The 15,750-nt window shown below is 55.5% G+C and carries 14 protein-coding genes; 5 read left to right on the plus strand and 9 right to left on the minus strand.

Annotated features, from left to right (window positions below; translation table 11 throughout):
• The first annotated feature begins 86 nt into the window (after positions 1-86).
• Together trhP and yegS are read left to right on the plus strand one after the other, a co-directional pair.
• Positions 87-1,448 carry a prephenate-dependent tRNA uridine(34) hydroxylase TrhP gene (gene trhP / locus NMC31_RS07910; RefSeq protein WP_149462400.1) on the plus strand — a complete coding sequence of 454 codons (1,362 nt, stop codon included), beginning with the start codon at positions 87-89 and terminating at the stop codon, positions 1,446-1,448.
• A 265-nt stretch (positions 1,449-1,713) separates the two neighbouring features.
• Positions 1,714-2,613: a lipid kinase YegS gene (gene yegS, locus NMC31_RS07915; RefSeq protein WP_253897533.1), complete on the plus strand. Its 900-nt coding sequence runs from the start codon at positions 1,714-1,716 to the stop codon at positions 2,611-2,613.
• Between the two features lie 88 nt (positions 2,614-2,701).
• On the opposite strand, the gene NMC31_RS07920 is transcribed toward yegS, so the two are convergent.
• From NMC31_RS07920 to fbaB, 7 genes are all read right to left on the minus strand, one after another.
• Positions 2,702-3,475, minus strand: a complete 774-nt coding sequence (locus NMC31_RS07920; protein ID WP_253897534.1) for an ABC transporter ATP-binding protein — start codon at positions 3,473-3,475, stop codon at positions 2,702-2,704.
• A gap of 10 nt (positions 3,476-3,485) precedes the next feature.
• The gene (locus NMC31_RS07925) at positions 3,486-4,349 is read right to left on the minus strand and encodes an ABC transporter ATP-binding protein (RefSeq protein WP_253897535.1); all 864 of its coding nucleotides are present in this window, start codon (positions 4,347-4,349) and stop codon (positions 3,486-3,488) included.
• On the minus strand, positions 4,321-5,226 hold the full coding sequence (locus tag NMC31_RS07930) for an ABC transporter permease (RefSeq protein ID WP_149462404.1): 906 nt from the start codon (positions 5,224-5,226) through the stop codon (positions 4,321-4,323). The genes NMC31_RS07925 and NMC31_RS07930 overlap by 29 nt, the downstream gene beginning before the upstream one ends.
• Positions 5,223-6,260: an ABC transporter permease gene (locus NMC31_RS07935; protein WP_253897536.1), complete on the minus strand. Its 1,038-nt coding sequence runs from the start codon at positions 6,258-6,260 to the stop codon at positions 5,223-5,225. Before NMC31_RS07935 ends, NMC31_RS07930 begins: the two co-directional genes overlap by 4 nt.
• Complete coding sequence (locus NMC31_RS07940; protein WP_253897537.1) at positions 6,257-7,879, minus strand: ABC transporter substrate-binding protein; 1,623 nt, start codon at positions 7,877-7,879, stop codon at positions 6,257-6,259. Before NMC31_RS07940 ends, NMC31_RS07935 begins: the two co-directional genes overlap by 4 nt.
• A 39-nt stretch (positions 7,880-7,918) precedes the next feature.
• Entirely contained in the window at positions 7,919-9,073 is a 1,155-nt protein-coding gene (locus tag NMC31_RS07945; protein WP_253897538.1) for a mandelate racemase family protein, read from the minus strand.
• Positions 9,074-9,357: 284 nt separating this feature from the next.
• Entirely contained in the window at positions 9,358-10,410 is a 1,053-nt protein-coding gene (gene fbaB / locus NMC31_RS07950) for a class I fructose-bisphosphate aldolase (RefSeq protein ID WP_149462408.1), read from the minus strand.
• 247 nt (positions 10,411-10,657) lie between these two features.
• Here fbaB and NMC31_RS07955 point away from each other — a divergent pair, with 247 nt between their 5' ends.
• The 3 genes from NMC31_RS07955 to NMC31_RS07965 are packed head-to-tail and all read left to right on the plus strand — an operon-like array spanning position 10,658 to position 13,895.
• A complete protein-coding gene (locus NMC31_RS07955; RefSeq protein WP_253897539.1) occupies positions 10,658-11,941 on the plus strand; it encodes a nucleoside permease in 1,284 nt (427 codons plus the stop codon).
• Positions 11,938-12,942: an ADP-ribosylglycohydrolase family protein gene (locus tag NMC31_RS07960; RefSeq protein ID WP_149462410.1), complete on the plus strand. Its 1,005-nt coding sequence runs from the start codon at positions 11,938-11,940 to the stop codon at positions 12,940-12,942. The genes NMC31_RS07955 and NMC31_RS07960 overlap by 4 nt, the downstream gene beginning before the upstream one ends.
• Positions 12,939-13,895 (plus strand): PfkB family carbohydrate kinase, encoded by a 957-nt coding sequence (locus NMC31_RS07965; protein ID WP_253897540.1) that lies wholly within the window; start codon positions 12,939-12,941, stop codon positions 13,893-13,895. The genes NMC31_RS07960 and NMC31_RS07965 overlap by 4 nt, the downstream gene beginning before the upstream one ends.
• Here the strand turns inward: NMC31_RS07965 and NMC31_RS07970 are convergent.
• Positions 13,869-14,615 (minus strand): GntR family transcriptional regulator, encoded by a 747-nt coding sequence (locus NMC31_RS07970; protein ID WP_253897541.1) that lies wholly within the window; start codon positions 14,613-14,615, stop codon positions 13,869-13,871. The two genes, NMC31_RS07965 and NMC31_RS07970, sit on opposite strands and share 27 nt — an antisense overlap.
• Positions 14,616-14,694: 79 nt before the next feature.
• A complete protein-coding gene (locus NMC31_RS07975) occupies positions 14,695-15,612 on the minus strand; it encodes a LysR family transcriptional regulator (RefSeq protein ID WP_253897542.1) in 918 nt (305 codons plus the stop codon).
• Positions 15,613-15,750: the final 138 nt, after the last annotated feature.

The raw sequence follows: 15,750 nt of genomic DNA on the forward strand, positions 1-15,750 counted from the left end.
TACAATGCCCGCCCTAAAAGTATGGGAACCCTCCCTGCCGCGCACACCGTGACGCGGATCTGACCTGTCATCAGAACGAGAAAATCATGTTTAAACCGGAACTCCTTTCCCCGGCGGGAACGCTGAAAAATATGCGTTACGCTTTCGCTTATGGCGCGGATGCAGTTTATGCGGGCCAACCGCGTTACTCCCTGCGCGTTCGCAATAACGAATTCAATCACGAAAATTTGCAGCTCGGCATTAACGAAGCCCATGCGCTCGGTAAAAAATTCTATGTGGTGGTGAATATCGCGCCGCATAACGCCAAGCTGAAAACTTTTATTCGTGACCTGAAGCCGGTGGTGGATATGGGGCCGGATGCGCTGATTATGTCCGATCCGGGTCTTATCATGCTGGTGCGTGAGCATTTCCCGGATATGCAGATTCACCTCTCCGTACAGGCGAACGCCGTGAACTGGGCGACGGTGAAATTCTGGCAGCAGATGGGGCTCTCCCGCGTGATTCTTTCCCGCGAACTGTCGCTGGAAGAGATTGAAGAAATTCGCCAACAGGTGCCAGAAATGGAGATTGAGATCTTCGTTCATGGCGCGCTGTGCATGGCCTACTCTGGCCGTTGCCTGCTTTCTGGCTATATTAACAAGCGCGACCCGAACCAGGGCACCTGCACCAACGCCTGTCGTTGGGAATACAACGTTCAGGAAGGCAAAGAGGACGTGGTGGGTAATATCGTCCATAAATATGAGCCGATTCCGGTGCAGAACGTTGAGCCGACGCTGGGCATCGGCGAGCCAACCGACAAAGTGTTTATGATTGAGGAAGCGCAGCGTCCGGGCGAGTACATGACCGCCTTCGAAGACGAACACGGCACTTACATCATGAACTCGAAAGATCTGCGCGCCATTGCCCACGTCGAACGTTTGACGCAAATGGGCGTGCACTCGCTGAAAATCGAAGGCCGTACTAAATCCTTCTACTACTGCGCGCGCACGGCGCAGGTGTACCGCAAGGCAATTGATGATGCCGCCGCAGGCAAACCGTTCGATACCAGCCTGCTGGAAACCCTGGAAGGTTTGGCCCATCGCGGTTATACCGAAGGCTTCCTGCGTCGTCATACGCATGACGATTACCAGAATTACGAATACGGTTTCTCTGTGTCTGAACGCCAGCAGTTTGTCGGCGAATTTACCGGTCAGCGCAAAGGCGCGCTGGCGGAAGTGGCGGTGAAGAATAAATTTGCCGTCGGCGATAGCCTGGAACTGATGACCCCCCAGGGTAACGTAAACTTTACGCTGGAGCAGATGGTCGACGCCAAAGGTGCCGATAAACCGGTCGCACCGGGCGACGGTCATATTGTCTGGCTGCCGGTACCGGAAGATATCGCTTTGGATTACGCGCTGCTGATGCGCAATTTCAACGGCGAATCGACGCGTAACCCGCACAGCAAGTAGTTCATAGTGGGTAATTTCGCAAGCGAGAAGAATCTTAGAATTGGATCACATACCTAATTGTTTATTCCGGGTATTATCGCTTCGCTGAAAAACATAACCCATAAATGCTAGCTGTACCAGGAACCACCTCCTTGGCCTGCGTAATCTCCCTTACGCAGGCTAATTTTTTATCTGTTGCCTTCCTTTTCTGAAAATCAGCTCCTTCTTATCCCGCTATACTTTTTCTGCCATATACTTTTATTACGTTGAATAATGAGGAAAAAGGATGACCAACTTTCCCGCCAGCTTATTGATCCTCAACGGCAAGAGCGCGGACAATCCGCAGCTGCGTCAGGCGGTTGATACCCTTCGTAAAGAAGGCGCTGAACTTCATGTTCGCGTCACCTGGGAAAAAGGCGATGCGCCGCGCTATATCCAGGAAGCGCTGCAACTTGGCGTCGCCACGGTAATTTCCGGCGGCGGCGACGGCACCATTAATGAAATCGCCACCGCGTTGATTGAGCTGAAAGACGATAATGCTCCGGCTTTGGGGATTCTGCCCCTCGGCACCGCTAATGATTTCGCCACCAGCGTCGGTATTCCGATGGATCTGGAGAAAGCTCTGCGTCTGGCGATTTCCGGGCGCGATGTGCCGATTGATACTGCGCGCGTGAACGATAAAACCTGCTTTATTAATATGGCAACGGGGGGATTTGGCACGCGCATTACCACCGAAACACCGGAAAAACTGAAAGCGGCGTTGGGTGGCGTTTCCTATTTGATTCACGGGTTAATGCGGATGGACACGCTGAAACCTGACCGCTGTGAAATTCGCGGTGAGAATTTCCACTGGCAGGGCGATGCGCTGGTGATTGGCATTGGTAACGGGCGTCAGGCCGGCGGTGGACAGCCACTCTGCCCTGACGCACTGATTAATGATGGGCTGCTGGATTTACTGGTGATTACCGGGGAAGAACTGCTGCCTGCCATTTTCACCACCATTACACAGCAGGAAGAGAACCCGCATCTGGTGCGCGGGCGCTCTGACTGGATAGAAATCACCTCGCCGCATTCGATGACCTTTAACCTTGACGGTGAGCCGCTTAGCGGGCAGACGTTTCGCATCAATATTTTATCGGATGCGTTCCGCGCGCGCCTGCCGCCAGATTGTCAGCTATTGCGCTAGCCTGCAATAATGCCGGATGCGGCTGCGCCTTATCCGGCCTACAATGACTCCCCCACAGGCCGGGCAAGCGCAGCGCCCCCGGCATGGCTCAATACGCTGCCACTTCCCGCGCCATCTCGCGGGTGTACTGCTGGCTGGCGTTGACCAGCATCCGCGTATAATCCGTTTGCGCTTTCCCGGCAACCAAATCGTCAACGGTGAGCGTTTCGAGGATTTTACCGTACTGCATCACCGCCACTTTCTGGCATAAGTGGGCGAGGACGCCGAGGTCATGCGTCACCATCAGATAAGTCAACCCCGACTCCTGCTGCAACTCCGCCAGCAGGTTTAAAATCTCCGCCTGCACCGACACATCCAGCGCCGACGTCGGCTCATCAAGCAGCAACACCTGCGGCTCCAGAATCAACGCGCGGGCAATCGCCACGCGTTGACGCTGCCCGCCGGAGAGCTGATGCGGGTAGCGATCGCGAAAGGCGCGGTTTAACCCCACGCGATCCAGCAGCGTGTTGATTCGTCGGTCGCGATCGGCGATGCCGTGGATTTGCAGCGGCTCCTCCAGAATATCGCCAATGGTATGGCGCGGATGCAACGAACCGTAGGGGTCCTGAAACACCATTTGCACCTGGCGACAGCGCGTCCGGCTGATGCTGTGATCCAGCGGCTGGCCGTTAATCGCCAGCGCGCCCTGCCAGTGGGTAAACAGCCCGGCAAGGCACTTCAGCACCGTGGTTTTACCCGACCCCGACTCCCCCACCAGCCCGTAAATCTCACCCGGCTTAACGTGGAAACTCACGTCATACAGCACCTGATTACGCTTCTCACCTTCGCCAAACACCAGATTCAGGTTATTCACTTCAATCATGACGCGTTCCTTATTCTGTCAGCCAGTTGGCCTGGCGCTGCAACACCGGCAGTACCGGGCGGCGCTGATGCATATCCGGCAGCGAGTTGATCAACCCCTGCGTGTAGGGATGCTGCGCCTTATCGAGATCTTTCGCGGCTATCGATTCCACCACCCGCCCGGCGTACATCACCAGCACGCGGTCGCAAAAACTGCGCACCAGGTTGATATCGTGGCTGATAAAAATCAGCCCTAACCCACGTGATTTCACCAGATCGTCAAGCAAACCCAGCACCTGTAAGCGCACCGAGACATCCAGCGCCGAGGTGGGTTCATCGGCAATCACCAGTTCCGGGTCGGTTATCAGCATCATGGCGATCATGACGCGCTGCCCTTGCCCACCAGAAATTTCATGGGGATAGAGCGCGTAAACGCGCTCCGGCTGGCGAATACGCACCACCTCCAGCATCTCCATCGCTTTGGCTTTCGCCTCCGCTTTACGCCCGGGATGGTGCGTCAGCCATGCTTCAGCAATCTGATCGCCGACGCACACCACCGGGTTGAGCGAATATTTCGGGTCCTGCATGATCATCGAAATTCGCTTACCACGAATGCCGCGCATCTGCGCTTCCGTGGCATGCTGCAAATCGATATCACCGAACTGCATCCGCGCGGAGGTAATACGGGATTTTTTCGGATGCAGATGCAACAGCGCACGCCCGACGGTCGATTTACCCGAACCTGATTCGCCAACAATCGCCAGCTTTTCGCGTCCCAGTTGAAAGGAGACACCGCGCACCGCGTGGGTCACCGCCTGGCCGTTAACAAACTCGACGTGCAGGTCGCGCACATCAAGCAACGGCGTATTACATGCTGCGAGGATCGAGGATGTCACGTAAGCCATCTCCTAAGAAATTGAATGCCAGACTGTTAATCAGAATCGCCAGCCCCGGGATTGTCACCACCCACCAGCACTCCATCATGTAGGTGCGACCGCTGGAAATCATCGCCCCCCATTCCGGCTCTGGCGGCTGCGCACCAAGGCCGAGGAAGCCGAGCCCGGCGGCGGTCAGGATGATCCCCGCCATATTCATGGTGATACGGATGATCACCGACGGCAGGCACAGCGGCACAATATGTCGCCACAGCACGCGTACCGGTGATGCGCCCTGCAAACGGACTGCCGAAATAAAATCAGCCTGACGTAGCGAGAGTGTTTCGGCACGCGCCAGGCGCGCAATCGGCGGCCAGGCGGTTAACGTTATCGCGATAACCACATGCTCCAGCCCTGGCCCTAAGGCAGCGACAAACGCCAGTGCCAGCACCAGGCTTGGGAAGGAGATAAAAATGTCGGTGACGCGCATCAACACCATATCGACCTTTCCACCAAAATAACCTGCGGTAACGCCGAGCAGCAGCCCCAGAGGGCCGACGGTAACCGACACCAGCAGTACGATGTAAAGCGTGATGCGCGAGCCGTACACCAGACGGCTGAAAATATCGCGACCAAACTCATCGGTACCAAACCAGTGCTGCGCGTTGGGCGCGATAAGTGCGTTATTGAGGTCCTGCACCAACGGGTTATACGGCGCGATGAGCGGCGCAAAAATCGCTACCACCAGCAGCAGGAAAATAATCCCGCCGCCAATAGCGGTCAGCGGGTTCCGCGCCATCTTGCCGATAAAGCCGCTCGTACGCTGTAGCGCACGTTTGATACGCGCCGCACCTTCACCATCACCTGCACGTACCGGCGTATCCAGAGAAACGGTCATGATTTTGTCCTCGGATCAAAGAGTTGATAAAGCATGTCGGAAAGCAGGTTGAGCATCACGAAAATAACCCCGACCACCAGCACGCAGCCCATCACCGCGTTCATATCACCCAGCAGCAGGCTGCCGGTAAGATAGGAGCCAAAACCCGGCCATGAGAAAACGGTTTCAATCAGCACTGCGCCTTCCAGCAGTGAGCCGTAGGCCAGCGCGACGACCGTCAGCAGTTGTACCAGAATGTTGCGAAACGCGTGATTCCAGATAACCTGACGTTCGGTTAACCCCTTCACGCGGGCGGTGATAATAAATTCCTGCGATAACTGCGCCAGCATAAAGCTGCGGGTCATCCGGCTGATGTAGGCCAGCGAATGGAAACCGAGCAGCGCGGCAGGCAGGATCAGATGGTTTATCGCATTCCAGAACACCGTACCGTTGCCCGTCAGTAACGCATCGACGGTCATTAACCCGGTACGACGCGGCACGAGGCCGTCCAGACCTAAATCCACGCGCCCTGCGCCGCCCACCCAGCCGAGCCACGCGTAAAACACCAGCAGCCCCATCATCCCAACCCAGAAGATAGGCGTGGAGTAGCCTGCCAGGCTGATAATTCTCACCACATAGTCGGAAACGCTGTTACGACGCGCCGCCGCCAGTACGCCCAGTGGAATGCCGAGCCCGGCGCCAACAATGATCGCCATCGTCGCCAGCTCCATGGTGGCCGGGAAGACGCGGATAATATCGTCGAGCACCGGTTTGCCGGTGAGCAATGCGTTGCCTAAATCACCGTGCAGCAGGTTGCTGAAATAGATACCAAACTGCGCCGCCAGTGATTTATCAAAGCCCAGTTGCTGATAAACCTGCTGATAGGTGCTTTGATCCGCATCGGGTCCGACAATCGCCAGCACCGGGTCGATGGGCATCACGCGCCCGATGAAAAACGTGAGTAACAGCAGGCCGAATAGCGTAATTGCGACCTGCATCAATCGCTTAGAGAATCGCCGGGCGCGCGAGCCTGACGCAAGTATGACCATACTCATCCTTTATCTCCTTCGCTGACTTTATAGACTTCACGCAAAAACGTGGTGGCCGAGGGGTGCGACTGGAAATCTTTGACTTCATTACGCACCACCACCGAATCCACCATCTGCGACAGCGGTTGCAGCGCCGGGATGAGCTGGTCATAACGGGTCTGGATTGCCTGATAGTCGGCCTGCTGTTTTTGCGGGTCGCGTTCAAGCAACGCCGTATCGATCATCTCGTTCAGTTGCTTGTCGTAAAAACCGGTGCGCCAGCCCTGAAAGTTGGTCAACCGCGCTTCATCGCTGTTGTCCGGGTTGTACACCAGCGCACGCAGGCTGGAGTGCGGGTGCGGTTCCATCCCACTGCCGCCGCGCCCCACCAGCAGGTCAAATTTGCGTTCGCGCATCGCGCCATAAATCTGGTTACCGGTGCCGGTAATGATTTTGGCGTTAATGCCAGCCTGCATCAGCGTTGACTGAACGGCAATCGCAATATTGAGGAATGGCTGATCGGCCAGCACGCGCAGCGTGGTGTCAAATCCGTTGGGATAATCGGCGTCCGCCAGCAGTTTTTTTGCCCGTGGAATATCGAGCTGATAGCCAGGGTCAGGTAGCGTTGACGGCATACCGGCTTTGATAGGACGCTGGTGCAGCACACCGTATCCCGGCATAAGCGCTTTGTTTATCCCCTGATAATCAATCAGATAGCGTACCGCTTCACGCACTTTCGGGTTGGCAAAATGGGCCTCTTTCATGCTCATTGCCACGTAATACACCGTGCCTTTCTGCACCGCTTCCACCGTCAGGTCAGGGTCTTTACGTAGAGCATTGATATCAGACACGGCCATATTATTGGCGACGTCCAGATCGCCCTTTTCAATCATCAGACGCAGGGTTTGCGACTCCTGAAAATGGCGCAGCACCACCCGGCTCATTTTGGCCTCTTCCCGCCAGTAGTGCGGGTTGCGCTTCATGCGCAGCACATCTTTCGCCTGCCAGGTTTCCAGCATGAAGGGGCCGGAACCGGCTTCGTTGGTGGTCAGCCAGCGATTGCCCCAATCGTTATTGGCTTCATGCTGCTGTACGGTTTTGCTGTCGAGCACACCCAGGTTGCCCAGCGCGCCGAGGGAGTAGATAACCAGCTGCGGATCGTTGGCCTTCGGCAGCGTGATTTGCACCGTGTAGGGATCGGGCGCGCTCACCTGGTTATCGATATTTTTCTTACTGAAGCCATAGGATTTCCACACCGATGCCTGCGCAAGGTTCAGGTGCAAAATTCGGCGCATCGACCACACCACATCGTCAGCCGTAAGCGGGTTGCCGGAGTGGAACGTTACGCCATCACGCAGGTGAAACGTCAGCACTTTGCCGTCCGGGCTGATATCCCAGGATTTCGCCAGCGCCGGTTTCACGTTGGTCAGTTGATTGGCATCCAGCTCCACCAGCGAGTCGTAAAGGTTAACGACAATACCCACCACCTCGTTCCCGGTCATCGCCGCCGGGTCGAGGGTCAGCAGGTTGTTCATATTCATACCAATGATGAGCTGATCGGGGGGCGTTTTCGCCAGCGCCGCCCCGCTCCCCATCATCAGCGACAGCGCGAGTAAACACGCGCCCGCAAGGGAAGATTTTTTCATCTGTGTATACCGTTTGTAGGGTTGAAGTATTTTTATCTGTCAGTCGTGGCTGACGGTATTGGCTTCGATATACGCAAAATTAATGTCTTCCCCGAGACCCGGCCCCTGCGGCAGATGCACAAAACCATCGGCGTCCATAGGGTCCACAATCGAGTTCAGGTAAGCCGCGGGCTCATCGTAATTCAGGAATGGATGCAGCAGGCCGCGTTCGTACCAGCGACAGTTGCGAATCGCCCCCACCACCGCCAGGCTTGCCGCACCGTTGCCGTGCACTTCGCAATCCATGCCGAAGGATTCCGCCAGCGCCGCAACTTTGATGGTCGGCGTGATGCCACCGACGCCGTTAGCGCCCGCACGCAGAATGTCGCAGGCTCCGGCTTTTACCCAGTCGGCGCGGCTGTGGTGCTTCCCACCAAAGCTTTCCGGGCCAATCACCGGAATAGAAAGATTTTCCGCAAGCCAGGCATAAGACGACATGCTGTCCTCTTCCATTGGCTCTTCAAACCAGGCGAAGTTGAGTTTTTCCAGTTCTTTACCAATCCACAGCGCTTCAGTGCGGCTGTACCAGTGGTAGCCGTCAATCATCAGGTCGATGTCCGGGCCGACGGCTTCCCGCACGGCGGCGCAGGCTTTGATATCCATTTTCGGGTTCGGCGCAAAAGAAACCGGCGGCATCCAGGTGTGCAGTTTGATAGCCTTATACCCGCGCGCCACCAGCGTTTCGGCAAACGCTGCGTACTCTTCCGGCGTGGAGAGCCCGCCTTTCAGATCGTCTCCGCACATGGTGCTGCCGTAGGCCGGAACTTTGTCACGAAAGCCGCCCAGCAGTTTATACACCGGCATGTTGAGTTTGCGGCCCATTAAATCCCACAGAGCCTGCTCGACAAACGACAGCGCGCGCTCGGTCAGTTGATGTGCGCTCCCGCGCTGCCAGTGCACTAAATCCTGCCAGATACGCTCGCGGTTAAACGGGTCCTGCCCGACCAGCACCTTGCGGAAAAAGGTATTCACCACAAACGGGCGTACCACTTCCGGCGGGGCAAACGAAAAACCCTGAGTGCCGTCATCAGCCGTAATCGTGAGCATCGCCATTTTTGCCAGGCTTTCTGCACCCGGGTGCGAATGGCCTGCGCTGTCGGAAACTCGACGTGTAGGGTATTGAAAAACAGTGACGTTTACAGATTCAATTTTCATTATGTGTCCTTAGTACAACAAAATAGTGGGCATTGCGGATGCCACAACCCTGTGACTTACACTTCCCGGCAAGCCGGTTTTAAGTAATTGAAAAAGCGTTTCACTGGATAATCTAAGCACAAAATATGAGGCCTGCCTCGGACAAATCCCGCTAACGATTGACTGTTTTTTGGGCATAAGCACGAGAGGACGTGACTGTTTTCACAAAAGGATGAAGAAATGTGAGGGGGATCGTTACGAGAAAAGGTAAACCCGGCGAGGCAAAAACTCACCGGGAAAGGTCATTATGCGATGGTGACTTTACCATCCAGATAGACATCCTGAACCGCGTTTATCAACTGCACGCCATCGGCCATTGATTTCTTAAATGCTTTACGCCCCAGGATCAGGCCCATACCGCCCGCGCGTTTATTGATAACCGCCGTACGCACCGCGTCGGAAAGGTCGGTTTCACCGCCTGCCGCGCCGCCGGAGTTAATCAACCCGGCACGGCCCATATAGCAGTTCGCCAGTTGGTAGCGCACCAGGTCAATCGGGTTCTCGCTGGTGAGTTTGCTGTAGACGCGCTCGTCCGTATAGCCAAAGTTCACCGCCTTATAGCCGCCGTTATTCTCGGCCATTTTCTGCTTCACAATATCCGCGCCGATGGTCGCAGCCAGATGATTGGCCTGACCGGTCAGGTCTGCGGAAACGTGGTAATCCACGCCATCTTTCTTGAACGCCGGGTTACGCAGATAGGCCCACAGAACGGTAACCATACCCAATTCGTGCGCGCGTTCAAAGGCCGCGGAAATCTCTTCAATCTGGCGACGAGACTCTTCGGAGCCGAAATAGATGGTGGCGCCTACGGCAACCGCCCCCAGATTGAATGCCTGCTCGACGCTGGCATACAGCGTCTGGTCAAAGGTGTTGGGATAGCTCAGGGTTTCGTTGTGATTCAGCTTAACGAGGAAAGGAATGCGGTGCGCGTAACGACGTGAGACGGAAGCCAGCACGCCATAGGTTGACGCCACGCAGTTACAGCCCGCTTCAATCGCCAGCTCAACGATATTTTTCGGATCAAAATAGAGCGGGTTAGCGGCAAACGACGCCCCCGCAGAGTGCTCCACGCCCTGGTCAACGGGCAAAATCGATAAGTAGCCGGTTCCGGCCAGACGTCCGGTATTATAAAGCGTCTGCATGTTTCGCAGTACAGCAGGCGGACGGTTGTTATCCATCATTACCCGGTCAACGTAATCGTGACCCGGTAGGTAGAGTTGATCGGCTGGAATAGTCATACAACGATGCTGTAAAAGGCTGTCGGCGTCTTTGCCAAGCAATTGCGTAATATCAGTCATAGCGATGCTCCCGTAATGCCAACGTCGTGTCGGCGTGAATTTCCTGCCCGGAATTTTTGGGCAGCAATAAGTCTGGCCGTGGATACGGGAATTTTCCATTCTCTCGCCACTTTTAAGCGCAATCTGCTGGCACGATTCATGGACGGCAAAGTGTTACACCGGTCAAAGTTTCACCTTAAAGGTATTTAAAAGGTATTACATGGTGGTATTGTCTCTACGTACCTTACCTGTCATGAAGGATTTAAAGATGAAAACTACAGTAAAGCTGTCGTTCATGATGTTCATTGAGTGGTTTATCTGGGGCGCGTGGTTTGTTCCCCTGTGGCTATGGCTGAATAAGAGTGGATTCACGGCAGGCGAAATTGGCTGGTCTTACGCCTGTACGGCCATTGCGGCGATCCTCTCGCCGATTCTGGTCGGCTCGCTGACGGACCGTTTTTTCTCCGCACAGAAAGTTCTCGCGGTGCTGATGTTCGTTGGCGCGGTGTTGATGTATTTTGCCGCACAGCAAACCACGTTTGCCGGGTTTTTCCCGCTGCTGCTCGCCTACTCGCTCACCTATATGCCGACCATTGCGCTCACCAACAGCATTGCCTTTGCCAACGTGCCGGACGTCGAGCGCGACTTCCCGCGCATTCGCGTCATGGGCACCATTGGCTGGATAGCCTCCGGCCTGGTGTGCGGTTTTCTGCCGCAAATGATGGGCTATAACGATATTTCACCGACCAACGTTCCGCTGTTGATCACGGCGGGGAGCTCGCTGCTGCTGGGGATTTTCACCTTCATGCTGCCGGATACCCCACCGAAAAGTACAGGAAAACTGGACCTCAAAGTGATGCTGGGCCTGGATGCGCTGATCCTGCTGCGCGATAAAAACTTCCTCGTCTTTTTCTTCTGTTCATTCCTGTTCGCGATGCCGCTGGCGTTCTACTACATCTTTGCCAATGGGTATCTCACCGAAGTGGGTATGCAAAATGCGACCGGCTGGATGACGCTGGGGCAGTTCTCTGAAATCTTCTTTATGCTGGCGTTGCCGTTCTTCACCAAACGTTTTGGCATTAAAAAGGTATTATTACTTGGTCTTATCACCGCAGCAATTCGCTATGGTTTCTTCGTCTACGGTGGTGCAGAGCAATACTTCACTTACGCCCTGCTGTTCCTCGGTATTTTGCTCCACGGCGTAAGTTACGATTTCTATTACGTGACGGCCTACATCTATGTGGATAAAAAAGCGCCGGTACACATGCGAACTGCCGCGCAAGGGCTTATCACTCTCTGCTGCCAGGGTTTTGGCAGCCTGCTCGGCTACCGTCTGGGCGGCGTGATGATGGAAAAAATGTTTGCTTATAAAGAGCCGGTGAATGGGTTGACCTTCAACTGGGCGGGCATGTGGGGCTTCGGCGCCATCATGATCGCCGTTATCGCCGTGCTGTTTATGATTTTCTTTCGCGAGTCGGACAAAGAGATCACCACCATTAAGGTGCAAAACGACCCACGCGACACTGCACTGACACAAGGGGAAGTGAAATGAAAACAGAACGTATTCTTGGCGCGCTGTACGGCCAGGCATTGGGCGATGCGATGGGAATGCCTTCAGAGCTTTGGCCTCGCTCACGCGTGAAGGCGCATTTTGGCTGGATTGACCGTTTCCTGCCGGGACCCGCCGAGAACAATGCGGCCTGCTACTTTAATCGCGCGGAATTCACGGATGATACGTCGATGGCGCTGTGCCTCGCCGATGCCATTCTTGAGCGTCAGGGGAAGATCGACCCGGATCTTATTGGCCGTAATATTCTGGCCTGGGCGGAGGGCTTCGACGCGTTCAACAAAAACGTGCTGGGCCCAACCTCCAAAATTGCGCTTAACGCGATTCGTGAGGGTAAGCCTGTTAGCGAACTGGAAAACAACGGCGTCACCAACGGCGCGGCAATGCGCGTTTCGCCGCTGGGTTGCTTACTGCCCACGGGCAATCTCGATGAGTTTATTGATGATGTGGCGCTTGCTTCCAGCCCAACGCATAAGTCCGATCTTGCGGTCGCCGGTGCGGTGGTGGTGGCCTGGGCCGTCTCACGCGCCATCGACGGCGATAGCTGGCAGACCATTGTCGATTCGCTGCCTTCAGTGGCTCGCCACGCGCAAGAAAAACGCGTGACCACCTTTAGCGCCTCCCTCGCCGCGCGTCTGGAACTGGCCTTAAATATTGTCCGCACGGCTAAGGGTACGGAATCCGCCAGCGAGCAGCTTTACCAGGTGGTCGGCGCGGGAACCAGCACGATTGAATCCGTTCCGTGCGCCATCGCAATGGTTGAACTGGCGCAGGGCTGCCCTAACCGTTGTGCCATTTTATGCGCCAACCTCGGGGGTGATACGGATACGATCGGGGCGATGGCAACCGCGATTTGCGGCGCACTGGGCGGCATTTCCGCTATTGACCCATCACTAAAACAGCAACTTGATGACGTCAACCAACTCGACTTTAACCGCTATGCAACCGCGCTGGCGCAGTATCGCGAGCAACGGGAGGCATTATGAAATTCGCGTCACGTTTAGCCACCTTAGGCAACCAACGGCCGATCACGGTTGTCGGCGCGGCGGTGATCGACGTGATTGCCGATGCTTATGCCCTTCCCTGGCGCGGCTGCGATATCGAGCTGCACCAGCAAGGGGTCAATATTGGCGGTTGTGCGCTGAATATTGCGGTGGCGCTGAAACGTCTGGGAATGCAGGCAAATAATGCGTTGCCCGTCGGCCAGGGTGTCTGGGCTGAGATCATCCGCAATAGTCTGGCCCGCGAGGGGCTTGTCAGTTGCATTGACGGTGTTCAGGGCGATAACGGCTGGTGTCTGGCGCTGGTTGAGCCAGATGGCGAGCGCACGTTTATGTCGTTCAGCGGCGTTGAAAATCAGTGGACTCACGACTGGCTGGCGCAGTTGTCAGTTGCACCACAAAGCCTGGTGTCGCTTTCAGGTTATCAGCTTGCGTCACCGTGCGGGGAGTTGCTTGTTAACTGGCTTGAAAGTCTGCGAGACGTCACGCCATTTATCGATTTTGGCCCACGCATTGCCGATATTCCCGATGCACTGATGGCTCGCATTATTGCCTGCAAGCCGGTTATTTCGCTTAATCGCCAGGAAGCCGAAATCGCCGCCACACGCTTTAATTTACCAACGGAAACCCGGCAGTTCGGTCACGCATGGCTTGCGACGTTTGGCACGCCGCTTATCGTGCGACATGATAAAGAGGGAGCATGGTACTTCAGCCAGGAGGAACAGGGGCTGGCAGCACCGTTTCCTGTGACGGTTGTTGACACTATCGGCGCGGGCGACAGCCACGCGGGCGGCACGTTGGCGGGTCTTGCTTCTGGCTGGACGCTCGGCGAATCCGTGTTGCTCGGAAACGCGGTGGCGTCCTGGGTGGTCGGTCACCGGGGCGGCGATTGCAGCCCAACGCGCGAAGAACTACTCCTCACACACAAAAACATATAAATCACTGCGGCAGTGGCTGATGCTGTACTCAATCGGCCGCTGCTGCTGGTCAAGCGCAACCTGTTTGATAACCAACACCGGGATTTTTTCATCCATTTTGATATGCGACTGAAATTCGGCATCCGGCATCCGCGCGCTGACTCTTGAGCGTGTGCGCTGTGGAAAGATATGCTGACTGCGAAAATAGTCGTACAGAGAAACGCCTATCTCATCCACATCATGAATCAACTGGACGGGAACCCAGGACTCTTCAATGGATACGGCTTCTTCATCCACATACCGAATACGTTTAAGCAAAAAAACGTCGCTTGCCGGCGCAACAGCCAGCTGTGAAGCCACCTCTTCCGGGCAAGGCACAATACGCTTGTTCACCCATAAGGTATCCGGCTTTTTCCCCCGCAGCACAACCTGTTGGGAAAATCCGCGCGCTTCCTTCAGGGAATATTCGAAAATATTATTAATTTGCGTGCCATAACCCCGCGCGCGCGTGACCACGCCTTCATCTTCCAGCGTTTGCATCGCTTTACGCACCGTTATACGCGACACGCCCGTTAACTGGCTCAGGTCACGTTCGCCCGGCAGAATATTGCCATGCTCGAGTATTCCGCTGCATACGGCATTTTTCACTGTTTCTGCGAACTTCAGGTACAGCGGCGTGTTATCTGCCGCAGCAATACGCTCAGTAATTTGCGCAATCAGACGTGTATGTGCTTGTTCCATTTATCTTTCCCTGCAATGGGCCCCGAGCCAGTATAGGTGGCGCTACGCCGGAAGACTACTCCCGACGCGGAAATGGTGTTCATTCATTCCGCACAGCTTGCTGTAATAATGTAAAGGCCTGCTCGACCTGCGGCGGCAACGGTGCTGCGTTGCGCAACAACGCGACGGTACGCGTGAGTTCCGGCTGCTGAAGCTGCAACACTTTTAGCTGTGGATCGCAGAGATGCGCGGTATAAAGCTGCGGCAAAATGGCCGCCGCCAGCCGGGAGCGCACCAGGCCGTACAGGGTTTCAATGTAATCAACGTGATAGCGAATATGTAGCTTGAGACGCTGACTCTCGTCCAGCGCCCCTACCAGCCGCTGAACATTGCCTTTGGAAAAGACGGCCACATCGCGGCCAGCAAGCTGCTGCCATGGGAGATGTGCCGATTGAGCAAGGGGATCGTCGGTATGCAATACAGCGACAAAGGGGTCCTCCAGCACCGGGAAAACCTGCAATGCCGGAGAGACAGAACTGTCCAGCGCGCCAATGCCGAAATCCAGTTGCCCGTTCACTATCTGCGTTGCCAACGCATCGTTAGTGAGATCGTGAAACTCCACCTTCATCCGGGGAAAAGCCTGCGCCAGCCGTTCAGCCACGGTCGGGAACAACAGCGAACTGACCGACGGCACAAGGCCAATACGCAGAGTGCCGTCCCCCCCGGATTCGACAATTTTCCGCATATCGCTGAACGCCTGCTGAGCGACGTTCAGTACCCGCTCGGCATGAGGAAGAATGGCAACGCCCAACTCCGTCAGCGTCACGGCGGCGGCGGTCCGGTTCACCAGCTTACCGCCCAGCACCGTTTCAATCTGCCGCAGCGCGCTGCTCAATGCCGGCTGACTTATCGCGAGCTTACTGGCGGTGTCAGTGAAGTGACGCAATTGGGCCAGGGTAACAAAATATTGAAGCTGCTTTAAAGAGAGTGCGGGAAGCCGTTGCCAGGGTTCAGTCATGATAGGTTTCGCATTGTTCGTTTGTCGCAGAATAACCTTTTCTTATCAGGTGATAAATTTTTTCAGCGAGGCAAACGTTTGCCATCATCTTCCACACTTCGTAAAGTAGCGCCCATATTGAATGACCGGACGATATTT

It is taken from the genome of Pseudocitrobacter vendiensis (assembly GCF_943590815.1).
In the GTDB taxonomy this organism is placed as follows: Bacteria; Pseudomonadota; Gammaproteobacteria; order Enterobacterales; family Enterobacteriaceae; genus Pseudocitrobacter; species Pseudocitrobacter vendiensis.